Genomic DNA, 24414 nt, shown 5'->3' with positions numbered 1-24414 from the left:
GAACTTATGAATAGACAAATGCTCAAAAATCAGACAGGATTTACACTTATTGAGCTTATGGTTGTCGTTTTTATCGTTGCTATTTTGGCAGCGATTGCGATACCTTCTTATAGACAGTACGCTGTGAGAAACGCTGAGTCACAAGCCCAAGCAACTATGCAGCAATTGGCAATAGAGCTTAATCGTTGGCGAGCTAGCGCTTTAACTTATAAAGGCTTTGTACCTAGAAATCTCGCAAGTAATGGTGATATAAGTTATGGCTATGACGCAACTGATAACAAGACTATCTATGTCCCGAGAGGTAGTAATAATACAAACTACAGCTACTTGATTACTCTAGTGGATGGCAACACAGGTAATACGCTAGCACCCGCAGCGACTGGATATTCTACTGCAGGTAGTTCATGGCGTATGGTAGCTACACCCAAGAGTACGGGTATTACTGAACATGCTAGCGTTATTATGACTAGTAGCACTGGCACACAATGCAAGAGCAAAGATAGAACTATTACGGCAGCATCTACTAATTGTGGTACTGGTCAAGAAAGTTGGTAGTCCTATCAAAAAACTAACTAATAGTTTCATGCATCATGACTGCAATAAGAAAGCGAATACTATGATCACAAATATAAGCAACGTTAAATTGAGCAATAAACGCAATAATATTAAAGGCTTTACTCTCGTTGAAATAATGATAGTAGTAGCTATCATCGGTGTGCTTGCAACTATTGCGTATCCTAATTATCAAAGATATGTTATTAAAACCAAACGTACTGATATGATGAGTGAGATGTACAATATTGCTTCTGAAATTCAAAGTCGCAAATTGGCGCAGGGTGCTTATAGTAATGCCCTTCTTACAGGGTTAGGTGGTGATTATCCTAAGCAAGGCACAGCCCTTTATGCTGTTGCCATCACGCCGAATCCACTAACTTCTAAATGGGTAATTACTGCAGTGCCTAAAGCTAATACTCAGATGAGTAGCGATGGTACCCTAACTTTTAATTATCAGGGTATTAAGTGCAAGGGTAGCGTCTGTAGTACTGGAGATGACTGGAATAAATAAATGGTCACTGAGGAAATAAAGGCTGACAAAAATCGTCAGCCATTCTTACTTTTTATTACTCATAGTGTCAAACTGACAATTTTTAGCAGCTTAAGCGTAACATTTTTGGACATTTTAAGTACATAAAACAGCGATTGTCATTTTCTTATAGCAAATTTTATTGTTTCTCAATCAAAAATCTATACTAATAGCCTTATCCGTTAGTTTGGCACACAACATGCAACAATATTAGTAAGAAACAATTTTGCTATATCATCGACAGATAAATTTTGATGACTATCAGGAATCTGTCTTCGTACTACTCCAATAAGGAATGTTTATGAACACTGCTCAAAAAGGTTTTACCTTAATCGAACTAATGATCGTTATTGCTATTATCGGTATTCTAGCTGCGATCGCTATTCCTCAGTACCAGAACTACATCGCTAAGTCGCAAGTAAGCCGTGTGATGGGTGAGACTGGCAATTTAAAAACTGCTGTTGAAGATTGTATGAATAATGGTCGTACTTCTGCTGTTATCAACAATGGCACACCTGCTAATGCTACTACTTGTGAATTGGGTGCAACTGCCTCTAACCTATTGGGTGCAGCGACTACAAAAACTGCAGGATTCCCTATTACGACTATCGATGCTAACGGAACTGCAAGTATCGTAGCGACCTTCGGTAATAATGCTGCTAGTACGCTTGCAACAAAAACTTTAACTTGGAGTCGCGCTAATACGGGTACTTGGACATGTGGTACTAATGTCGATCAAAAATATGCTCCAGCTGGATGTACTGTTTCTGCTGGTACTCCTTAATAAGATATAGATTAATAGCGGTATTCTAAACTACAAATCTATAGAAAAAAGAGACTTCGATAGTCTCTTTTTTTATGAGTAAAATTTTCTTAATTAAGTAATTATTATAATTTATATTATACCAATAGTAAGAACATAAGCTATGTTTCAAAATATTGAAAAGCGCGATATCTTAACAGTAGTTATCTTGATAGCTGTTGTTTCAGTTTTTGGATATTATTATGCCAATCCTTCAGCACGTAACGTAATTTGGTTGAAAACTTATCCAATACGTGCTGAGTTATCTGTTCGCCAGATAAGTTGTAGTGATGATAGTCCAACATGGCTCTCTAATATAATAAAATATCGTTCCCAACACCATAACTCTCTAGCGAATCAAATAGCATATGTTGATAAGATGGGTAAGGTATATCATTGCGAAAATGGTTATGTAGGACAGTATCCAATACTTTCTAACCCTATTAGCGAAAAAACTCGATTTCGCTATGCTAGTGTTACTAAACTATGGACGGCGGATGCTATATTAGATCTCATAAAAGATAAAAAACTGTCTTTAGATACTAAGTTATCTAATATTATTACTGACATTAATAATCCAAGGGATGCTCGTATTAATCATATAACTATTCGCCAGTTGTTATTACATCGTGCTGGATTTGACCGCTATAGTGTATTTGGTAATGATATGTTTGGTATTGGCAAAAATATTTGTCCTGATAATTTGACGGGTCTTAATGACATTATGCTAGGATTTGATCCTGATAGTAAGACCAGTTACTCTAATTTAGGGTACTGTTTATTAGGAGAAGTAATTAGTCGATTGAATGAGGAGCAATCCTACAAAGATATCATTGTTCAACAATATAGTTTTATAGATACTAGTTTGCGTTTTGTATCTAGCTCAGCGATGAAAGATGAAGTGTCATATAATTATGTAGAGACAGGTTTAACCGGTGTTGGTGATATCTATACTGCTTTTAACTATGATGGACTTGCTTCTGCTGCTGGTTTGTCAGGCAACGCTATTGACCTTGCACAGCAAGTTAGAGCGATGGTAGCTAAGCCTACACCTAATATATTGTCAATGGATGAAAAAGTTACATGTGATATAAGTCAAATAGCCGAATGTTATGGCTATGCGATGACTGCTTATCAGCAAAAACCAAAATCTCCAGTTGTATATTATAGAGATGGTAGTTTACCAGGGTTGTCATCATTGGCTGCTATAGATGAAGAAGGTGGAGTAGTGGCGCTATTAAGTAACGGGACACCAGATAATGGTGTAGTAGGTAATAATAAAGTTAAAATGATGATATATGATCAGCTAACAAAAGATTAACGAGCTTATGATAGCTTAGTTTAACTGTGCCATTATGGCACAAATTATGCTTAGTAAAGATACAATGTTTTAGAGTGAGCTAAATATGACTGTATATCGTTCTCAAACTGGCTTTACTCTTATTGAAATAATGATAGTGATCGCTATTATTGGAGTTTTAGCAGCAATTGCTGTTCCTCAGTATCAAGTTCATATGGGTAAAACCCAAGCAACAAGATTAGTGAGTGAGTTAGCACAACTGCGATTAACCGTAGAAGAGTGTTTACAGACAGGTAAAGCTGTTATTGGTTTAGCCACTCATGAGTGTGACCCACGAGCATCGGCTTCTAATCTGATAGTAGGTAGTTCACAAGTGGGAGTAACATTATCCGACAATATGGGTATGGCTCAGATAAGTAATCCACTATTATTGACGACCAGTATCACGGCGATTGTTTCAACAAAAGTCAATCCAAAATTGGCAGGTAGAAAAATAAAATGGCTGCGTACCAGCACAGGTTCTTGGAGTTGTAGTAGTAACATAGAAACAATATATCTACCTAATTCCTGTAGTCACAATGCTAATCTATAGCGTGTTTGGCTAGTATAATATTTATCTTCTAAGCAAAGAAAACCACCTAACAGCATATCGCTATTAGGTGGTTTTTTATTAGCTCAATATATTGAGTTATCTTAGAGTAACAGTTATCTTTCTAAATACTGAATCTTACCTTCAACACCATCCCACTTTTCAGCTTCTGGCATTTGCCCTTTCATCTCAGTAATGTTCGGCCATTTTTGTGCCAGCTCTTCATTTAGCTGGGTAAATATTTCTTGGTCTTTCGGTACTTCATCTTCTGAGAAGATCGCATTGGCGGGACATTCAGGCTCGCATAGCGCGCAGTCGATGCACTCATCAGGATCGATGACTAGGAAGTTTGGGCCTTCATAAAAGCAGTCCACAGGACAGACTTCTACACAGTCGGTGTATTTGCAAAGAATGCAGTTATCTGTAACGACAAAGGTCATAGTGAGGTCTACCTGTTATTGGATTGGCTGATATAGTCAATCTCTTTCAAAAGAATTACTGTGTCAACCTTGCTTGAGGTATTATTTATACCTCTGCGCTTAGCTGCATTGTAATTCTTCTAAATTAAATCAACTATAAGGGCTACATAGAATAGTTGGAAAATAAAGCGTATTTTAGCGCCTTTACTACACTTTGACAATTCCCTTTAATGACTAATGATTTTCTTTAAGTGATAAAGTAAATCATGCGCTTGTTTAGGTGTCAGACTGTCAGGATCAATCATACTCAGCTCATCTTTTAGGCTAAATAACTGATTTTGTTTTGAATTGTCCGTTATGTCTGTCGCTTGAGAAGTATGAGTTATTTCTTTATCTAGAGTAGCATCATTATAACTCTCTTGCCGTTTATCCTTTACTGACTTAGCTAATTCATTTTTATCATCAATAGTTTGTGCTTTATCTACGGTTAAATGGTCTGACTGTAAGTTGTCTGCTAAATAGCGCTTAGCATCATTTAGCACTTGAGTAGGGATGCCCGCCATTTTTGCGACATGTAATCCAAAGCTAGAACTCGCTGCACCATCTTTAATTTGGTGCAATAGCAATAATTGACCATCAACCTCACTGACTGCTACATGGACATTACGGATGTCAGCATGATGCTTGCCAATGTCACTCGTTAATTGGGTAAGTTCAAAATAGTGAGTGGCAAATAATGTCAGGCAGCCAATCTCGACTAGGCGATTGACACAGGCATGGGCAATGGCCAAACCGTCAGTGGTGGCAGTACCACGACCGACTTCGTCCATTAATACCAGTGATTTATTGGTAGCTTGATTTAAGATATTGGCCGTCTCAATCATTTCCACCATAAAGGTCGATTTGCCACCAGCCAAGTCATCAGCTGAACCAATACGAGTAAAAATACGATCAATGTCACCAATATTCGCATGCTCAGCTGGCACAAAGCTACCGCAATGCGCGAGCAGTACAATCAGGGCGGTCTGGCGCATATAGGTAGATTTACCACCCATATTAGGGCCGGTAATCAGAAGTAATCTTTCTGGGTGTCCTTCATCAGCATTGGCGCTACCTAGTGCGCAGTCATTGGCGACAAAGTGGTTTGTACTTAACGAATTACCGTTCCTACTATTCGCATTCGTTTGATTCAATGCCGCTTCAACCACAACATGACGTCCTCGACGAATATCAATGTTGGTTTGACTTTTGGCCACTGTTTCGCTTTGGTCTTTTGTATGTAGACCCATGATTGGGCGCTGCCAGTTATACGTCATGGCAAGCTGGGCCCAATTGCTTAGCACATCTAATTGGGCAATAGCCGCGCTAAGCTGTTGTAATTCAGCCAAGTGTTGGTTTAATTGATTTAAGAGTTCTTGATACAGCTGCTTTTCACGCGCCAACGCTAAGGACTGGGCACTTAGATATTCTGTCTCGACTTCCTTTAGCTCATCAGTGATAAAGCGTTCACTGCTTTTAAGTGTTTGCCGACGGATAAAGTGGGCAGGGGCGTTCTTTGCCTGCATTTTGGGCAACTCAAAATAGAAGCCGCTGACTTTATTGAAGCCGACTTTTAGACTCGGTAATTGATTGTCTTGACGGGTACGCTCTAACATCTCGTCTAGCGTCGATTGAATATTGTCATGCAAGTGGGTAAGACGATCAAACTCTTCATCGTAGCCCGCCGCTAGCATTCCTCCATCGCGGATATGCGCAGGTGGTTCAATGACAATAGCGCGCTCGATTAATTCGGCGACGGATTGAACAGCAGGTAGTTGATCTGGCAATTGCTGCATTAGCATTGGTAGCAGGCCAGCGTCTTCATGACTGATACCCGATGTTGTCAATAGAGTAGTCAGCTGTGCGCTACTAGCGATACCCTCGGCAAGTTTACGCAAGTCGCGGGGCTTAGCGCTCATCAGACCGATGCGACTACTAATGCGCTCAACATCACCGATGGCATGTAGCGTCTCGCGTATGCTCGTGACCAGTGTATTCTTGGTTACGCTATTTGCTAATGTTTGCTCAAGATTGTTTGGTGCATGTTCTGTATTCAATAGAGATGCTATCGCGTCCAAACGCATATTGATACGTGAATGTTGACGAAGTGGGCGCTTCATTTGCTGCACGAGTAAACGCTTGCCCATCGGAGTCTGACAGTGATTTAGCACAGATATCAAAGAAGTACCATTGCTACTAACAGGGGTAAATAGCTCAAGGTTTTGCTGGCTATTGGCATCGATAATTAGGTAGTCATCACTATACTCGACGATGAGTTGGTTGACTTGAGGCACGTGGCGCTGCTGGGTTTGGCGCGCATAGTGGATAAGCGCAGCGCAGCTGGTTTGCGCAAGTGGAGCCTCATGAATGCCCAACCCATCGAGACGCTGGACTTCGAACTGTTGACAAAGCGTGTCACTGGCATGCTCACGATGAAAGTCATTGGCAGCGACTTCTATAATAGGGCAGTCCAGATTTTGTCGTAACCACAGTAGCCACTCTGTATCAGTGCCACCAATACTGCCGCCAACGCTATCAATAAGTGCTTCACTAATGATGCATTCACTGGGCGCAAAACGCACCAATACAGTAAGCATTTGAGTTTGCAAGCCATCTATATCGCTTTTATCTGCTATCAATATCTGGGTAGTCAGTGTACCTGCAGCCAAATCCATCTGGCTAACGGCTGCTTGTAACGTCTGGCTGTTGTCTTGCGTTTTCATAGTCGCAATATCGATGGCGACCACAGTCGGCGTATGATTAGGTGCAATCAATGCGTCATCAGTAATAGTACCTGCGGTAAGTGTTTTAACCACTTCACGGCGCATGATGCTACCAGCAGCAGATTTACTTTTGTCTTTCTTTTGCTTGTCGCCCATCGCAGGGACATTGGACTTATTATCAGCGTTGCCAGTTGTCGATTCGTCAATTTGTTCGCATACAACTACTGTCTGACCAGCAGCGATCAAGCGTGCCATATAGCTATCGGCTGCATGAAACGGTACACCCGCCATGGCTATCGTGTTGCCTGCTTTATCCGTACCGCGGCGCGTCAATGTGATATCTAATATTTGCGCTGCTCGCTTGGCATCGTCAAAGAACAGCTCATAGAAGTCACCCATCCGGTACAAGAGCAATGCTTGTGGATAGTTGGCTTTCATGGTTAGATATTGCACCATCATCGGCGTATGGTCTGCTAGGTTATAGACGGCATCGCCTATACTTAAGCAGTCAGAACTTTCTTGTTTTGATAAGAGTTTTTCTGATGGATTAGGATTTGACGACTGATTTTGTTCAGATGGCTTTACGGTCATGCAGAGTCTCTTATAGTGCTTTAATGAGTGGTAATGAGTATTTTGTGATAGAAATACTAAAGGGTCATTTGTCTTATATATGAGTTTGATAGATAGCTTTGGCTTTATCGATATGCCAATTACTTATAGAGAAATGGCTTAACAGCAAATTTTAAGCCAAGACGCAGTGGTAGCAAGCGTATAAAAATCGAACTATGACAAACAAAAAAAGTCGCTGAAAAAGCTAAGAAATTTAACAAGGTATTCGTTATTTTAACACGTCCTACTAGGTTTTTACTGTGGCAAATATCTACTCGCTGCCCTTGTATCCATCAGCGTCATAACCATATATAATGACGGCACACTTAATTGGGCGATACTAAATTAGGTAGTACTTAGTCGGGTGATGACAAGGCAGAGAGCTAAGCTTTGGCTAATGCGCACTAATTATCGAATATTCCATAGGTCAAAAAATTATGTTATCAAAGATTATAGGCAGTGTGGTTGGCACCAAAAATGACCGCGAATTAAAACGCATGCGTAAAGTGGTCAGCAAGATCAACGCACGAGAGGCTGAAATACAAGCCCTGTCTGATGAGCAACTACAACAAAAAACTGAAGAATTTAAAGCCAGACATCAAAAAGGCGAAAGCTTAGATGCATTATTGCCAGAAGCATTTGCCGTCTGCCGCGAAGCATCATTACGTGTCAACGGCATGCGTCACTATGACGTGCAGCTGATCGGTGGTATCACCTTGCACGAAGGTAAAATCGCTGAGATGAAAACTGGTGAAGGTAAAACCCTAATGGGAACCTTGGCCATGTACCTAAATGCGATCAGCGGTAAAGGGGTTCATCTAGTCACGGTCAATGATTATTTGGCTGCACGTGATGCTGAGCTGAACCGTCCGTTGTTTGGGTTTTTGGGTATGACTGTTGGTGTGATTTACTCACAGCAGCCGCCACAAGAAAAAATCGAAGCTTATCAAGCCGACATTACCTATGGTACCAATAACGAATACGGTTTCGATTATCTACGCGATAACATGGTCTTTAGTCTTGCTGAGAAAAAACAGCGCCCGCTAAACTTTTGTATTATCGATGAAATTGACTCAATCTTGATTGATGAAGCTCGTACGCCGCTGATTATTTCGGGTCAAGCTGAAGATTCATCACGCATGTACGCGTTGATTAATACGATTATTCCTGTGCTAATCCGTTCAAAAGACGAAGAAGCGAACAAGAACAACGAAGAAGAAGACTTCTGGATTGATGAAAAAAATCGCCAGATTGAGATCAGTGAAAAAGGCTATGAAAAAATCGAGCGCTTCTTAATCGAAGTCGGTGAGCTGGGTGAGAACGAAAGCTTGTATAGCCCAAGTCGTTTGCCACTTTTGGCTCACGTTCAAGCGGCCATTCGTGCGCATCACGTATTTGTCAAAAACGTTCACTATATCGTGGATGAAGGCGAAGTGGTCATCGTTGATGAAAACACTGGCCGTACAATGCCTGGTCGTCGCTGGTCAGAAGGCTTGCATCAAGCAGTAGAAGCGAAAGAAAACGTTGAGATCCAAGCAGAAAACCAAACGCTTGCAACCACGACATTCCAGAACTATTTCCGTTTATATGACAAATTGTCTGGTATGACAGGCACCGCTGATACCGAAGCTGCCGAGTTCAAATCGACTTACGATTTAGATGTCATCGTGATTCCAACGCATGAGCCAATTGCTCGTATCGATATGGATGACCAAATTTTCTTAACCAAGTTAGGCAAATACAAAGGCATCATTCGCGAAATTAAAGAAATTCAAGCCAAGGGCGCGCCAGTACTGGTTGGTACCGCGACGATTGAGGCCAGTGAAGAATTGTCTTACTTGCTAGACCAAGAAGGTGTCAAACATAACGTCTTAAACGCCAAGCAGCATGAGCGTGAAGCAGAAATTATCGCACAGGCAGGTAGTCCAAAGTCAGTCACGATCGCCACCAACATGGCAGGCCGTGGTACGGATATTATCCTTGGTGGTAACTGGCAGTCGTTTATCGAAGATATCGATGCGGTGAGTCCAGAAGAGATGCAGCGTCTAAAATCTCAATGGCAAGTCAAACATGACCAAGTCGTAGCAGCTGGTGGTTTACATATCATCGGCTCTGAGCGCCATGAGTCACGTCGTATCGATAACCAGCTACGTGGTCGAGCTGGTCGTCAGGGTGACCCTGGTATGTCACGCTTTTTCTTATCGCTTGAAGATGATCTGATGCGTATCTTTGCAGGCGATCGCGTGGTCAATATGATGCGTGCGATGGGCCTCAAAGAAGATGAAGCCATCGAACATAAAATGGTCTCTAAATCGATCGAAAACGCCCAAGGCAAAGTTGAGAGTCGCGATTTTGATGCTCGTAAAAACCTACTGAAATACGATGATGTTGCCAATGAGCAGCGTAAAGTTATCTATGGTCAGCGTGATGATTTATTAGCAGAGATGGACTTATTAGAAGCCATCGAAGTGATGCATCATGAAGTATATAACGCGATGATCAATCAGTTTATTCCACCTGGCTCTATTGATGATCAGTGGAATATTGACGGCTTAGAAGATGAGTTAGAAGACGAGTTCAAAATTTCAATGCCGATTAACGATTGGTTGGATGAAGATCGTCGTCTGGATGAAGAAGGGCTGCGTGAGAAAATCGTTCAAACGGCGATAGATCGTTATCACAGTCGCCGTGAGCAGATGGGTGAAAAAGACGCCGCTCAGCTTGAGCGTCATTTCATGCTACAGAGTCTAGATAAGCATTGGAAAGAGCACTTAACGCAAATGGATCAGCTACGCAAAGGGATTCATTTACGTGGTTATGCACAGAAAAACCCTGAGCAAGAATACAAGCGTGAGTCGTTTGAATTGTTCCAAATGATGCTTGGTGCGATTAAGTCTGAGACCGTACAAGACTTGTCACGTGTACATATCCCAACCAAAGAAGAACTAGAAGCATTAGAAATTCAGCAACGTGAGAACGCTGCCCATATGCAAATGCAGTTTGAGCATGACGATGTAGATAACTTGGATAGCAATGCGAGTGGTTCAGCTGCTCAGCCGCAACCACAAAGCCGCACTCTAAACAGTGGAGCTGCCGCAGCTGGCGTTGGTGCTACTGCTATAGCAGGTAACGGTAGTAATGCTAATGAACCAAACCCATATGCAGGTATGAATATCAGCCGTAATGCAGCGTGTCCTTGTGGCTCAGGTCTTAAGTACAAGCAGTGTCATGGTAAAATCTAGTCGTTAATCATAGCAAGTTATTAGCTATTTACTGAACTGCTATTAGAGACAGCCTTTACCTGAAAAAGCCCTTATCTTAAGTAGATAGGGGCTTTTTCATATCTGTTAGATAACTTATGCAAACTTAAAACTTGCTAGACTAAGACCAACAAACACTTTGTATTGATTACTTACAAATTCAGCATAGGCGTGAATTTATGGACACGCTATAGTGTTTAACATATTTATTTGGGAGAGTGTCATGAGTGTAGAATTCTTAAAAAAAGTACGCAGCTCAGTAGTTTTAACAAGTTTGTTGGCTGGCGCCTTGACGGTCAGTGCTTGTCAGCAACAGGCAGAGCCAGAGTCGGGCATGGAAGAGGGTGCTAATACAGAAGAGTCCGTTCCAATGTCAGCGGAGCCTGCTGAACCCAGCGATGTCGTTGTCGATACTGAAGATGCTTCACTTAACGAAGTAGAAGGTGATACCACCGCTTCAGTAAACAGCGGCGTGATGCAGATGTCGTATCTATGTACACCTGAACTAAAAGTTGAGGCGACTTATAAAGAAGATGCCAATCAAGTTGTTGTCGCAACTGACATGGGTACAGTAACGTTGAACCAAACCAATGAAGGTAGTAATCCTGAAGTGTTTGAAGTGGCGACCGCAATTGATGGTGGTCAAGGCTTCACACAGTGGCGCGTAGGGCATGAAGCTCGTAAAACTGGCGTCATGCGTACTGCTGGTGCAGATGAGTCAAATGTTAATACATTCGAGTGTAATGAAGCCTCATAGTTGGTCTGCAATACCTAGTAAGTGATAGGCATTAGAAAAAGCAACGCTAGGATAGCGTTGCTTTTTCATGCTGTGAAATAATCTTTATCAATCATACAAGTTCGTAGTGGCTAAACTATAAGCGCTTATTTTAACGGAGTTGTATCAGAACCATGAGCCAATAGACCTTCTTCAGTCACATCTAACTCTTCATGCTTGAGCTCTACTTTAATGCTGTCAGTATGTACATGGGTGCTTTTGTTGATTTCGATGTCTTGAATAGCATAGGTGTCTTTGGTAATAGTAGCCACTTGGCGAGATAGCACAATATCAATCGGTTCATCGCCAATCTCTATTTGTTTACCATTAATGGTCACTACAGCTTTGCTATCCAAAGAAGGCTCGACGTGGCGCAATATGTCTTTGTTATCATAGTTACCAGAGAGTAAATCTTGGCTCTCTGCGTCATGGTACTCAGTACGAATGGTGATATATTCTTCTACCAACTCAATTGGCACTTCAACAGTTTTAGTACGTGAATGCTTGGTGACGGTCACTTTACCCACATCCAAGCGTTCTTTGTTAATCACAGGACGTTCTTCTAATAGCTCTAAGTGTCCAATATTGACAGTATTGTTCGTCTGCTTCGTTGAGATATTTTGTTCTTTATCCAAGTTATCTTGGTAAAGGCTGTTTCCATTTTCAGTAGTCATTGTTATTCCTTTATAATTATAAAATGATGAATTTCTAATAATTTCAAACGTTATATGTTAAACGACCATATATATAACTAGCTACATTGAATACTATAAACCATTCGCTCATGTTATGAATACAAAAAAGACCAGAGACATGCTCTGATCTTAATGGCTAAACATATGAGCTTAGCTACTTACTATCATCATATTTAACTGACGGTATAGGAAGCTTACGTCGTTAAACTATGACTTATTAGCATATTACATGCCACGAGCACGGCGCACGTCTTCTGCTGTGATACCATCACGGTCTACCAAGTTACCTTCACGGTCAACCACATTGCCATCGCCATCAACATCTAGCTCTTCACGTTGAATGGTCTCAATTAGGGTTTCGGTATGGTGATCGGTCGTTTTACCGACATTTACTTCTTCAGAAACATAGGTTTCTTTGCTGACGCGAGCACGTTCAGCTTGTAGTTCAACTTCAACTGTTTCAGTAGCATCAAGGTCGCCAATACGACGATCTGTTGGACGATCTACGCTAGTACGTTGGATATTGGCATGTTCTTCTTCTAAATCTATATCGACATTACGTTCTTCAGTGACGACGTGCTTACCTACTTTTACTAAACCAGCGACAATACGGTCTTTGTTGACTGTCAGACGCTCTTCCAATAGCTCTAACGTATTTGGTGCATCATAAGAATGATCTGCAATATCAACGCGATCTTCTACAGGGAGTGTGTCAGCAGTAAATGCTTGACGATCTCTTTCGTACTGCTCTTTATAGCTGTATTGATAGTCGTGATCGTATACTTCCATGGCTTCTACTTGCGTTTTGGTCAAGCTATCAAAGAAGACATCGTCACCAACGATACGTGCTAAACCTGCTGGTACCAGTACTTCTTTTGAGCTAAACCAGCCGCCTGCATCTACGATTAAGTAACGAATACGCCCAGTGGTATCTTCTACTAGAGCACCTTCGATTTTACCGATTTTCTCTTCATTGATACCGTAAGCAGTTTTGTGCGTTGGATCATAATAGTCATCACCAATTAAGTCTTGATGAGTAGCTTGAATATCTTTTAAACGAATTAGTTGACTCATTGTTATATTCCTTTTTTGCGAGTTTGTTTTTATAATGTAATGGTTGATGTTGTTATTAATTTTTAGTAAAACCATATTTATTACAGTTAACGGTAGGCCAGATGAATAGCTTCCCTATCAACTTGTAGCTATCCTAACACCGTGATTTTTGATGAGATATATGAGCAAGGTAGCAAAGTGTGCGCTTGCAGTAATTGCGTGTAATAGGCTGTAAGTGGCATAACATAGGAGGGGGTAGAAGTTAACGAGTCTTTACACAGAGTAATATTCGACATTCATCGAAAGAAAGCAAACACAAAAAAACCGCATTACCATTAGCAATGCGGTTTCTTAATAAACAATAATTATCTAAGTATTATTTAGCTAACTTACTTTAAGTCAGTTAGACATGCTTTATTTAAGCAAGTTCAATAGCTACGGCTACCGCTTCACCACCACCAATACATAGTGTTGCGATGCCTTTTTTACCGCCAGTACGTTTTAGAGAGTTGATAAGCGTAATTAGAATACGAGCACCTGAACAGCCTACTGGATGACCAAGGGCACATGCACCGCCTTCGATATTTACTTTGGCATGGTCAAGTTTCAGCTCGTCCATCGCAGCCATAGTAACCATTGCAAAGGCTTCATTGATTTCCCATAGATCCACATCATCTACTGACCAACCAGCACTTGATAGTACTTTTTCAATGGCACCGATTGGCGCAATAGTAAATTCGCTTGGGTGACGTGAGTTTGAGGCAGTAGCAACAATGCGAGCTTGATAGTCTAGGCCTTCAGCTTTCGCTTGTGACTCTTTCATTACTACGACTGCAGCAGCACCGTCTGAGATTGAGCTGGCGTTTGCGGCAGTGATTGTACCGTCTTTAGCAAATGCTGGACGCAAAGTAGGAATACGATCAGCGTTAGCAAGGGCAGGTTGCTCATCGGTATCAACAGTTTGCTCGCCTTTGCGCGTTGCAAACGTAACAGGCTCGATCTCATCTTTAAAGTGATTGTTTTTAATAGCAGTCAGCGCACGGTTCAATGACTCAATAGCAAACTCATCCATTTGCTCACGTGTATAGCCTTTTTCATCAGCCATTTCTTGAGCAAACATACCCATTAGCTTACCAGTATCAGCATCTTCTAGGCCATCTAAGAACATATGGTCTTTGACTTCTTTATGGCCCATACGATAGCCGCCACGTGAACCTGGCATGATATACGGTGCATTGGTCATTGACTCCATGCCACCTGCAACAGCGACGTTGAAGCTGCCTGCTTTAATACCATCATGCGCTTGCATGACTGCTTTTAGGCCTGAACCACAAAGTTTATTGATTGTGACAGCACCAGTTGCATCTGGTAGACCTGCTTTACGCATGGCTTGACGAGCAGGGCCTTGACCCAGACCTGCAGTCAAGATACAACCCATAATGACTTCATCAACACTGTCAGCGCTAACACCTGAACGTTCGACAGCAGCTTTGATAGCGGCGGCGCCCAGCTCGGTAGCACTCATGTCTTTTAGTGCGCCTTGAAAGCCACCCATTGGTGTACGTGCGCCGTTTAGGATTACAATTGCATCATTTGACATCGTTATTATTCCTTGTTGTGCGTTTTGATTAAGTATCTACCAAGAAATCAGATGCCGATTGGCTAGCTTTGCTTATATTATAAGCATCTGTCTTCTTCAGTATTTGGTTTATGCTAGCTCATCTAATCGTATGCGTACCACTTTATCAGTAATTGTCTCTAACTTTTCAATTTTTTCGATAGCAAGATTCATCTGACTCTCGACCACAGGTAGCGTCAGAATAATCACTGGCACTTGACCTACTTTATGCGCAGGCTTTTGCAAGATTGCATCGATATTGATACCGGCATCACTTAGGATGCGCGTGATATCTGCCAGTACGCCTGGGCTATCATAAGCATGCACCCGCAAATAATAGCCAGTTACCATCTGATCAGCACGCAATATAGGTGTGTCTGATAGCTGGTCAGGGATAAATGCTAAATGCGGGACATGATGTCCAGTGTTGCTCTGATCGTCGCGGTCTTTGCTACCTAATACACGAACCAAATCCATGACATCGGCCATCACTGCAGAAGCAGTTGCACCAGCCCCAGCGCCATCGCCGCAATAGAGCGTCTGGCCAAGTGGATGTGAGTTGACTAATACTGCGTTTTTTACACCATTGACGTTCGCCAATAGCGCGTCTTGTGGAATAAGTGTCGGGTGTACTCGTAGTTCAACCCCTGCATCACCATCGTTTTCGCTATCGCGGCGAACGGCAAACCCTAAATGCTTGATACGGTAGCCAAGCTCTTCGGCATAGTTCACGTCTTGCAGGGTAATACCAGTAATACCTTCACAGTAAACTTTATCGAACTGTAGCGGGATACCAAATGCGATTGAGGCAAGTAGCGCCAATTTATGAGCAGCATCAATACCTTCAACATCAAAAGTAGGATCTGCTTCTGCGTAACCTAACTCTTGTGCTTCGCTCAATACGTCAGCAAAAGGACGACCCTTATCACGCATTTCGGTCATGATAAAGTTACCAGTACCGTTGATGATACCAGCGAGCCAGTCGATTTTGTTGGCGGCAAGTGCTTCACGCATTACCTTGATAATTGGAATACCGCCTGCTACCGCTGCTTCATAAGCAACATGCACATTGTTTTCTTCAGCGAAAGCAAAAATCTCATTACCGTGTTCAGCGAGTAGAGCCTTGTTTGCCGTAACCACATGCTTGCCGTTTTTAATGGCTTGCATAATGACGTCTTTGGCTAAGGTAGTCCCACCAATCACTTCGATAACAATATCGACATTGTCGCTTGCGGCAATTGCCATCAGATCGCTGTTTTGCATGATATTGGTATCAATATCATCACGCTGACGACGCGTACCAACTTCGGTAATAATAATGTCGCGTCCGCTACGGCGTTTTAGCTCATTTAAATTGTCATTGATCAGATTGATCACGCCCGTTCCGACGGTGCCCAGACCAAGTATCGCTAGTTTGATGGAATTACTCACAGTATCCTCAAGAGGTTAAATACAATGAAGTCAGTATAAGCGGTGACAGTGTCAAATAAGTCTGCGACATCAAACAGAATGTCTGTGCGCATTGTCTAGTGCTGCCTGCCTATCTACTTCATCATAGTTGAATAAAAAAAGCTCAAATAAAAAGGGTGTTGCTCATTTTGCATCGCGCTTTATCGTATCATACCGACAAGGCATTGTGACGTCTATACAATCTCATAAAGAGCAATGTTCTAAAGGCTAATACCATAAAAGCCAATGTTATAAAGACAACGTCATCAAGGTTATATCAGCTGACGATTATAAAAAAGCAGTAGCTTCAATCTTGTTTGGCATATGTATATGTCATTTATGCTTGGTTACCAGTATTAGTCACTCTAATATGAGTGATTAATACTGGTAATTCATATGATTAGTTAGCGCCTACTGCTTGTGCCAATTCTGCTGCAGGCAAGTAGCCACCTACTTGTTGTCCTGTCTCGGTAAACACCGCAGGCGTACCGCGCACCCCAAGTCTTGAGCCTAGAGCCATATGTTCTTGTACAGGGTTGGCGCAGCTAGGGGCTTGTACGTTGGCACCGATTTTTGCTTGATCCATCGCAGCTTTGCGATCCTGACTACACCAGATCGCTTCCATCTTTGGTACAGACTCTTGACTGCGTGGCCATGCCAGATAACGAACCTCGATACCGCGCGCATTGATATCATCCATTTCTGAATGTAGTTTGCGACAGTAGCCACAATCCGCATCGGTAAAGGCATAGATGACGGCTTTGGTTTCGCCTTTTGCTGGATAAATCACCATGTCTTTTTTATCGACGGCTTTTAGCGCTTCTTGTGCTGTCGTAGCAACTAGGGCAGCACTGATATCGACCGGAGCGGCATCACCCACAGCGATGATCTGTCCTTGAATAATATGCTTGCCAGCTTTATCAGTAAAGAAAGAAGGTAAACCTTCAGCGGTCACCCAATAAATACCATCCATATCTGTTGGTACGGCTGAGACAATAGTTTCCTCGATACCAGAGCTTTTTAGGTTCGCCTGTAATGCTTGCACCACGGTTGCATCATTACCAGCTGACGGCTTAGTAGCAGTGGCTTTTGTCTGTGCAGCGTTTACAACACTGGTATTGCTGGTTGCATCAGCGGCATTGTTTGAGCAGCCAGCAGCAATACCAACTAACAGCGCACTCATCATAAAACGAGATAGAACGGTACGAGAAAGAGGATTACGCAAGGTGGTATTTTTGATAGTGGGGAACGGCATACGGGTTTCCTATAGGCGTCGCGCCTAATCATGAGTTCGTTATAAAAAGCGCTATAAACTTTTCTATATAGTAATGTGTCTTGGCAGTGTTTTAAAGGTCTAACATTGAAGAAGTTTTTATAACTTATTGATAATAAAAGATAGGTAATAACAGCCTTCATATTACCATATTTACGCCAAATAATAGCGAACGGAAGACTGCCAAGAAGTATCAATAAAGCCAACTTTAAAGAATAGCTATCAACATAAATTCAAAAAACAAGATACATTTGTGCTATTTAACATAGTTGCTTGAACTTGTAGTCTAAGGCTAATCGCATTGTTTTTATAAAAATCTATATAAAATGCGTTGTATAAACCATTTGAGAACAACTTACTTTAACAAATTTGCTTTAAGGAGCACACATGGCAGGTGCCAGTTTATTAACCTTACTCGATGACATCAGCGTCTTAATGGATGATGTGAGCGTCATGACCAAAGTTGCCGCTAAAAAAACCGCGGGCTTAGTTGGTGATGATTTAGCACTCAATGCCGAGCAGGTCACAGGGGTTAAGCCAAATCGTGAGCTCCCCGTCATTTGGGCAGTAGCCAAAGGCTCTGCCGTGAACAAAGTGATTTTAGTACCAGCGGCGCTATTGATCAGTTATTTTATACCGTGGTTGATTACTCCGCTATTGATGATCGGAGGGCTATACCTGAGTTATGAAGGGGCTGAAAAGGTCATTCACAAATTTTGGCCGAAGTTATTGCCTCATGATGAAGAGCAGAATGCCCGCTTAAAGGCTAACGCAGATGAGTCGGTAGATTTGGTCGCGTTTGAAAAAGACAAAATCAAAGGTGCCATACGTACAGACTTTATCTTATCAGCTGAGATTATTGTTATCTCTTTAGGCGCAATTACAGCAGCTGGTGGCGATATTGTCCAAAAAGGCATCGTACTTTCGATAGTGGCTGCTGTCGTGACCGTCGGTATTTACGGCTTAGTTGCAGGCATCGTAAAGATTGATGATGCGGGTCTGCATTTGATTGAAAACTCACAAGCAGGTGATAGTAAGCGCAAGTTTGGCGAGTTTATGCTTGCAGCTGCGCCAAAGCTTATGAAGTTTTTATCCATAGCGGGCACGATTGCGATGTTCTTGGTGGGCGGCGGTATTATCGTTCACGGTATCGGCTTTTTGCATCATAGTGTAGAAGACATTGCCCATCTTACTGGGGTATTTGAAGGGTTAACCGCGTCATTGTTAAATGGATTGGTCGGACTGATTGTTGGCGTTATTGTGGTTGCTATTGTTACTACTATTGGCAAAATGCGTGGTAAAGATGACACAGCGTCTTCTGCACACTAAGCTTATCTGCTTTTTATTGTCTCTCGTTTGAATTAGAAAGTAAGTTTGACTGTATTAAAATAAAAAGCCCCAAAGCTACGAATAGCTTTGGGGCTTTTACGTTTGAGCTTATGTAACTAGCTATCGCTATCTGTATCATCAGATGCGAGCTTTTCAGCCTGCGTCGGCTTCTTATGCTCCGTCTTAGGCTTACGACTGCGCGCCTTTGGTACTTTTGGCGTAGTCAGATTAAACATACCGGTCTGTGGTAGCAATTGCTCAGCCACATTTTCGATCATGTTTTTATAGCTAGCTATAGTCGTCTTAGATTTAGCTGCCTGACTGTCGTCTTTGCTAGCCTCTTTAGTAGGTTCTTCTACTGCCGATTCAGTCGTCTGCTCAGTCTCTGCAGCATCTTCTACCTCATTGACAGTTTGCTCTGCAGGGGTTTCGATTTCTACATCCTTAGCTTCTGACTGAGCGCGCTCGACTTCTAGCAAGTGCTCACTATCAGCACTGACGTTTTCTGTCTGTGTCTGATTGGCGAGGGCAGTTGCTTCAACGTCATGCGCATCGACTTCGCTATCGGTTTCGGTTTGCTCGACGATAGCTTGTTCAGCAGGTACGCTCAATACAGCTGGTTCCTGATAATCAGGATGCTGACCACGTGGATCATTGCTAGCACGCTTAGTGATAGCACGTGGCTCAACGTCTGTCTTACCTTGCGCGGCTGCGAATTGACTGACCGCTTGGGTCATCGATTCAAAGCGTGCAAGGTAGTCGGCAGCCAATGGTTGATAGCCATAGTTGCTAAAGTCAAAGCTCTGGCTAGCAGCATCAGAGCTATTAGCAGTACTCTGAGATTGCTCATTATACAAAGCAATAGTCGCGATAAAGCAGTTGATAATGCCTTCTTCCGCTAAGCGCGTTTGCGCGTTTGGTAGCGTGGCACGAATAAACTCACCAACCGTACCACGTATTGCTGACACATTAGTAGCAGCTGGCTTGTCCGCTTGAGTGGCTTGCTGAGCGAGTACTACACGTGGATCGTTACTTGCTTGCCCAAATTTCTCAGCAGTCACATAACGTGCGCCAAATAGTGCTTCATGGGTTAGCTCAAGTGCTGAGTTACTCACATTACTTGTGCTTGCACTATTACTATCAGCTTGAGTATTTTGAGCTTCATCACTCTTACTCACATTTTCAGCAGTCCTGGTTTCCTGCTGTTTTGGAGTCTGAGTTTCTTTAGCTTCTTCTACGTCAGTAGTTACCGACGTTGGAGCTTCCGCTTTACTTTCGGTGTTACTCGTAGAGGTCGATTGAGCTTCTACAACTACAGGTACTTTTTTCTCTTCAGCAGCCTGCTCATGCTTAGGAGTATCGTTTTGCACCTTAGCTTGTTCGGTAGATGCACGCTTATCATCATTTACCTGATTAGCATTTGCTTCCACCGTACTTTTTGCATTATCACTTTTCTTATCAGTGTTCGGAGCACTGGTGTTTTGCTTACCAGTGTTTTGCTCATTGCTACTATGCTTATCAGTAGGTTTTTGAGCAGCGGTTTCGTTTGAACGCTCATCTTTTGCTACGTTATTCGTCGCGCTTTGCTTCTCACTAGGCTGAGTTTTGGCCTGTGTGGATTTACTATCATCTAAAGATAGATGAACCACTTCAGGGGCTTTTAGCTCAGTTGGCGCTTCATTAACCTGTAGCACGACTTCGTTAGGGTCCTGATTACGGCGCGCACTATGCTGATTTTTGCTATTGGCAGCATCGTTGTTTCTAGCGTTCTGCTGTTTGCTCTGTTTAACGCTGTTAGCCGTTAATGTCTCACCGCGCTCTAGCTTACCGCGTGAACCGCGTTGGCTATGCGATTTACGCTTAGTACGAGTTTGCTCATCTGCTTTAGAGCTGTTTTCGTTATCAGCATCACTGCGCTCGCTTGCGTTACGATTGCTGCTCTGTTGATTGCTATCTTGGCGGTTATTACGATTGCGATCGTTCGTGCGTCTGTTATCGTTCTGACGCTTGTCTTGCTGTCTTTGGTCTTGAGTATCAGACGATTTGTCATCAGCATTGTTTGAGCCAGTATTTTCTGAGCTACTGTTTACGTTGCCAGTATTCTCGTCAGTTGTCTCTTTTCTTTGACGCGGTTTAGAAGATCTAGACTTACGCGGCTTACGTCTTCTTCTGTCTTCATTGCTGCTGTCGTCAGTATCGCTGTCATTACGACGCGCCTGTTGACGATTAACGTTGTTATCTGAATGTTGACTGTCGTTTTTCTGACTGTTGCTTTGTTGAGTTGGCTGCTCGCCAGTTGAAGCGGCATTATTCAATGCATTGCTATCCACTTGTCCAAACGAGCCTAAGCTTTGCGCGCCAGTGTTTACTAGCGCTTCGATTGCTTCAGCGGCATCTCGGCTACTTACACTAGGCGTCGTAGTAGCTTGCGGTGCTTGAGCAAATAGGTTTGATAACCACGCAACGGCTTTTGGTTGAGCAGTAGCTTCGACACTCTGTGTCTGCGGTACTACTGGAGCGGCAACACTAGCAGTTTTATTAGCTTGCGGTGCATGTGCAAGCGACATGTCGTTGGTGTTTTTATGATTACGACGATCATTGCTATGATTTACCGTATCGTTCTGCGTTTGCGTGGCTGCATTCTGCTGTGTGTTTGAGCGGCTCTGCTTATCATCTGCAGTTTTACGAGGCTGGCGAGTAGGCTGCTGTTCAGGACGTTCTTTTTCAGCAGTCTGCCAGTCAACGTTGTAGCCAAGGTCACTGTGCTCTTGTTGCTGAGTATCAGTGATACGCTCATAGCTCGATGGTGCAAAGCCATCACGGTTGAAATGGAGCTTGAAGTTTGGTGATTCTAAATGCGCGTGTGGCAAAATAGTGATACGCGTGCCACTGTCTTGCTCAAGGTAAACCAAGCTATCGCGCTTTTCATTTAATAAGAATGCAGCGATGTCTGTCGGGACTTCTGCTTGTACTTCACCTTGACGTTCTTTAAGGGCAATTTGCTCAATTTGACGCATGATAGATAGCGACAATGAGCGCAAGTCACGAATCATACCGTTGCCATGACAACGTGGGCAGATATAGCCTGTTGACTCTTCTAATGAAGGACGTAGACGCTGACGGCTCATTTCCATTAGGCCAAACTTAGAGATATCACCAAACTGAACGCGTGCACGGTCATATTTGGTCGCGTCAATTAGACGTTTTTCTACTTCTTTTTGGTGCTTATTGTCATTCATGTCAATGAAATCAATAACGATCAAACCACCCATATCACGCAAACGAAGCTGACGAGCAATCTCATCGGCTGCTTCTAAATTGGTATGGTAAGCGGTCTCAGCAACGTCTGAACCTTTGGTTGACTTAGCTGAGTTAATGTCGATAGAGACTAGTGCTTCTGTTTGGTCAATAACGATTGAACCACCTGAGGGCAGACGAACTTCACGCTGATAAGCGGTTTCGATTTGCTTTTCGATATTGAAGCGCGAAAACATCGGCTCATAATCGGTATATTTGCGTAACTTTTCGGCTTGTTTTGGCATTACCGCATCGATAAACCCAGCCGCTTCAATATAAGCGTTTTCGTTATCAATCCAAATCTCAGCAATATCATCACGCAAATAATCACGAACAGCACGTGTGACAACGCCCGCTTCTTGGTGAACCAAGCGCGGTGAAGGGTATTTTTGGTTTTGTTCTTGAATGGCTTGCCAAATATTGAGCAAGTGGTTTAGATCGTGCTGCAAGTCTTCTTGAGTTTTACCAATACCAGCAGTACGAATAATGACACTCATGCCTTTTGGTAAATCAAGGTTGCTTAGCATGCGTTTCATGTCTTCGCGCAGTTTGCCCGAGATTTGACGTGAGATACCACCACCGCGAGGGTTGTTTGGCATTAATACTAGGTATCGACCGGCTAATGACACATACGTCGATAGGGCAGCGCCTTTATTGCCGCGCTCTTCTTTTTCGACTTGAACGATTAGCTCGTCGCCTTCTTTAATCAGTTTTTTGATGTTTTCGTCACGTGGGTTGCCGCTTAGGTATTCAGCAGAGATTTCACGAATTGGCAAAAAACCTTGGCGCTGAGAACCATATTCGACAAATACTGCTTCGAGCGATGGCTCAACACGGGTCACATGACCTTTATAGATGTTAGATTTTTTTTGCTCGCGAGTACGGTTTTCTAGGTCGAAATCGTACAGATGATTGCCTTTACATAAGGCGACACGAATCTCTTCGTTTTGAGTAGCGTTGATCAAAATGCGTTTCATATTTGTATCCTATGAGTACGCATAACAACGATAAGACAGTCTTTAGGACATAGTGGCAAGTGTGGCTAATATTGTGATTAGCGTGTGTAGATGTTCATTAACGATAGAACGTAAATCGTGGGTTTCATAAAGCACATGGGCTTTTTCAACGGCTTCTTTTTACCTGAAGTAATGAGCGGCGCTCACGTTAATATCAGTAATATAGGGTGTAAGGCTACGGTACTTATATTTTATCATTAGTAAACTTGGTACATATATGATTGGGTCAGCGAGTCGAAGCGCTTTTGTTCTCAGTACGTTCTATTGGTAGTGATTTCAGCGCACGTTGTAAGCGTGGGCGAGGGTCAGTTACAGTTCTAAAAAATACTGATATTAAAAAGGCATGGTGCTGTTGCCATTCATCCATCAAAGTCTAACAATAATATCGCGGTCATGATTGCTACTATATAGTGGCGTCATTCAGCGGTTGTTTATTCAGGCGAAGCAATTGGTTACTCTTTGTTTATCGTTCTTTGTATAACGTCAATAATATCTTGGGTGTTTCAAGGTTAGGTGTCGCAGCTTTTGTTATCAGCGGGGCGTACTTGGCAAACAGAGTAATGGACCAGCTTGTCAGCGTGGTATCTTATTTACATTGTTATCGTCATCTGTTTGACCACCAATACTTAGGCAGCTATCGATATACTTTTCGATCCTAACGCTAAACTACCCATACTTGCTCAACTATGCTGGCATAAAGAACCATCAGATAAATAGTCATTAAATAATGATTGGTTATCGAGTACGGTCGTTGTCATGCAATTAGTGAGTCAGTGTTGTGTTGTAACCGGTTAATAAGCTGATTTATTATCAGGGTTATTAACGCGATGGTATTTAGTGTCACTATTTATTTTATGGTACCGAATAACATTCAGTACAGTATTTTTAATTTGTAGGGCTATATTTGGTAAGTAATACCTCTAAATAAATAACGCGCCCTAAAATCAGATGAAACGTGTCAGGTCAGCAGGATAAGTAGTGTCAACCGCTTTACTGGCAAGTAGTAGAAAACTAACAGGCAATAAAATGGTGGTCAACTATTTGTAACAACAATGATTATTGCTGTCGCCTCTGCTTAATTGTC

At 42.5% G+C, this 24414-nt stretch carries 16 protein-coding genes; 8 read left to right on the top strand and 8 right to left on the bottom strand.

Annotated features, from left to right (window positions below):
• The first annotated feature begins 6 nt into the window (after window positions 1-6).
• From ACHEVO_RS07630 to ACHEVO_RS07610, 5 genes are all read left to right on the top strand, one after another.
• A complete protein-coding gene (locus ACHEVO_RS07630; RefSeq protein ID WP_394124503.1) occupies window positions 7-555 on the top strand; it encodes a type IV pilin protein in 549 nt (182 codons plus the stop codon).
• Between the two features lie 61 nt (window positions 556-616).
• Window positions 617-1066: a type IV pilin protein gene (locus ACHEVO_RS07625; protein ID WP_394124502.1), complete on the top strand. Its 450-nt coding sequence runs from the start codon at window positions 617-619 to the stop codon at window positions 1064-1066.
• A gap of 319 nt (window positions 1067-1385) precedes the next feature.
• Window positions 1386-1868: a pilin gene (locus tag ACHEVO_RS07620; RefSeq protein ID WP_394124501.1), complete on the top strand. Its 483-nt coding sequence runs from the start codon at window positions 1386-1388 to the stop codon at window positions 1866-1868.
• Window positions 1869-2010: 142 nt separating this feature from the next.
• Window positions 2011-3207, top strand: coding sequence for a serine hydrolase domain-containing protein (locus ACHEVO_RS07615; protein ID WP_394124500.1), 1197 nt, complete (start codon window positions 2011-2013; stop codon window positions 3205-3207).
• An 85-nt stretch (window positions 3208-3292) separates the two neighbouring features.
• On the top strand, window positions 3293-3778 hold the full coding sequence (locus ACHEVO_RS07610) for a pilin (RefSeq protein WP_394124499.1): 486 nt from the start codon (window positions 3293-3295) through the stop codon (window positions 3776-3778).
• 113 nt (window positions 3779-3891) lie between these two features.
• Here ACHEVO_RS07610 and fdxA read toward each other — a convergent pair whose 3' ends face one another.
• On the bottom strand, window positions 3892-4215 hold the full coding sequence (fdxA, locus tag ACHEVO_RS07605) for a ferredoxin FdxA (RefSeq protein ID WP_394124498.1): 324 nt from the start codon (window positions 4213-4215) through the stop codon (window positions 3892-3894).
• A gap of 206 nt (window positions 4216-4421) precedes the next feature.
• Window positions 4422-7547: a DNA mismatch repair protein MutS gene (gene mutS, locus ACHEVO_RS07600; RefSeq protein ID WP_394124497.1), complete on the bottom strand. Its 3126-nt coding sequence runs from the start codon at window positions 7545-7547 to the stop codon at window positions 4422-4424.
• A 455-nt stretch (window positions 7548-8002) separates the two neighbouring features.
• On the opposite strand from mutS, the gene secA reads away from it, so the two are divergent.
• Together secA and ACHEVO_RS07590 are read left to right on the top strand one after the other, a co-directional pair.
• Entirely contained in the window at window positions 8003-10807 is a 2805-nt protein-coding gene (gene secA / locus ACHEVO_RS07595) for a preprotein translocase subunit SecA (protein WP_394124496.1), read from the top strand.
• 241 nt (window positions 10808-11048) lie between these two features.
• A complete protein-coding gene (locus ACHEVO_RS07590; protein WP_165598351.1) occupies window positions 11049-11582 on the top strand; it encodes a hypothetical protein in 534 nt (177 codons plus the stop codon).
• Window positions 11583-11707: 125 nt separating this feature from the next.
• On the opposite strand, the gene ACHEVO_RS07585 is transcribed toward ACHEVO_RS07590, so the two are convergent.
• The 5 genes from ACHEVO_RS07585 to ACHEVO_RS07565 all read right to left on the bottom strand — a co-directional run bounded on the left by ACHEVO_RS07585 (window position 11708) and on the right by ACHEVO_RS07565 (window position 17670).
• Entirely contained in the window at window positions 11708-12274 is a 567-nt protein-coding gene (locus ACHEVO_RS07585; RefSeq protein ID WP_394124495.1) for a YsnF/AvaK domain-containing protein, read from the bottom strand.
• A gap of 246 nt (window positions 12275-12520) precedes the next feature.
• Entirely contained in the window at window positions 12521-13369 is an 849-nt protein-coding gene (locus tag ACHEVO_RS07580; protein ID WP_394124494.1) for a DUF2382 domain-containing protein, read from the bottom strand.
• A gap of 397 nt (window positions 13370-13766) precedes the next feature.
• Window positions 13767-14948: a thiolase family protein gene (locus ACHEVO_RS07575; protein WP_394124493.1), complete on the bottom strand. Its 1182-nt coding sequence runs from the start codon at window positions 14946-14948 to the stop codon at window positions 13767-13769.
• A gap of 108 nt (window positions 14949-15056) precedes the next feature.
• Complete coding sequence (locus ACHEVO_RS07570) at window positions 15057-16397, bottom strand: homoserine dehydrogenase (RefSeq protein WP_101205523.1); 1341 nt, start codon at window positions 16395-16397, stop codon at window positions 15057-15059.
• A gap of 418 nt (window positions 16398-16815) precedes the next feature.
• Window positions 16816-17670, bottom strand: coding sequence for a DsbC family protein (locus tag ACHEVO_RS07565; protein ID WP_394124492.1), 855 nt, complete (start codon window positions 17668-17670; stop codon window positions 16816-16818).
• A 405-nt stretch (window positions 17671-18075) separates the two neighbouring features.
• Here ACHEVO_RS07565 and ACHEVO_RS07560 point away from each other — a divergent pair, with 405 nt between their 5' ends.
• Complete coding sequence (locus tag ACHEVO_RS07560) at window positions 18076-19017, top strand: DUF808 domain-containing protein (RefSeq protein WP_379543687.1); 942 nt, start codon at window positions 18076-18078, stop codon at window positions 19015-19017.
• A gap of 116 nt (window positions 19018-19133) precedes the next feature.
• Here ACHEVO_RS07560 and ACHEVO_RS07555 read toward each other — a convergent pair whose 3' ends face one another.
• The gene (locus ACHEVO_RS07555) at window positions 19134-23291 is read right to left on the bottom strand and encodes an Rne/Rng family ribonuclease (protein ID WP_394124491.1); all 4158 of its coding nucleotides are present in this window, start codon (window positions 23289-23291) and stop codon (window positions 19134-19136) included.
• Between the last annotated feature and the right edge of the window lie 1123 nt (window positions 23292-24414).

This window comes from Psychrobacter nivimaris (assembly GCF_043419765.1).
GTDB lineage: Bacteria > Pseudomonadota > Gammaproteobacteria > Pseudomonadales > Moraxellaceae > Psychrobacter.
The sequence above is the reverse complement of the archived record's forward strand: the minus strand, read 5'-3'. Positions and strand labels throughout refer to the sequence as shown.

Coding starts and splice junctions, on each gene's coding strand:
- ACHEVO_RS07630 (WP_394124503.1), top strand. CDS start 7: ATGAATAGACAAATGCTCAAAAATCAGACAGGATTTACACTTATTGAG.
- ACHEVO_RS07625 (WP_394124502.1), top strand. CDS start 617: ATGATCACAAATATAAGCAACGTTAAATTGAGCAATAAACGCAATAAT.
- ACHEVO_RS07620 (WP_394124501.1), top strand. CDS start 1,386: ATGAACACTGCTCAAAAAGGTTTTACCTTAATCGAACTAATGATCGTT.
- ACHEVO_RS07615 (WP_394124500.1), top strand. CDS start 2,011: ATGTTTCAAAATATTGAAAAGCGCGATATCTTAACAGTAGTTATCTTG.
- ACHEVO_RS07610 (WP_394124499.1), top strand. CDS start 3,293: ATGACTGTATATCGTTCTCAAACTGGCTTTACTCTTATTGAAATAATG.
- fdxA (WP_394124498.1), bottom strand. CDS start 4,215: ATGACCTTTGTCGTTACAGATAACTGCATTCTTTGCAAATACACCGAC.
- mutS (WP_394124497.1), bottom strand. CDS start 7,547: ATGACCGTAAAGCCATCTGAACAAAATCAGTCGTCAAATCCTAATCCA.
- secA (WP_394124496.1), top strand. CDS start 8,003: ATGTTATCAAAGATTATAGGCAGTGTGGTTGGCACCAAAAATGACCGC.
- ACHEVO_RS07590 (WP_165598351.1), top strand. CDS start 11,049: ATGAGTGTAGAATTCTTAAAAAAAGTACGCAGCTCAGTAGTTTTAACA.
- ACHEVO_RS07585 (WP_394124495.1), bottom strand. CDS start 12,274: ATGACTACTGAAAATGGAAACAGCCTTTACCAAGATAACTTGGATAAA.
- ACHEVO_RS07580 (WP_394124494.1), bottom strand. CDS start 13,369: ATGAGTCAACTAATTCGTTTAAAAGATATTCAAGCTACTCATCAAGAC.
- ACHEVO_RS07575 (WP_394124493.1), bottom strand. CDS start 14,948: ATGTCAAATGATGCAATTGTAATCCTAAACGGCGCACGTACACCAATG.
- ACHEVO_RS07565 (WP_394124492.1), bottom strand. CDS start 17,670: ATGCCGTTCCCCACTATCAAAAATACCACCTTGCGTAATCCTCTTTCT.
- ACHEVO_RS07560 (WP_379543687.1), top strand. CDS start 18,076: ATGGCAGGTGCCAGTTTATTAACCTTACTCGATGACATCAGCGTCTTA.
- ACHEVO_RS07555 (WP_394124491.1), bottom strand. CDS start 23,291: ATGAAACGCATTTTGATCAACGCTACTCAAAACGAAGAGATTCGTGTC.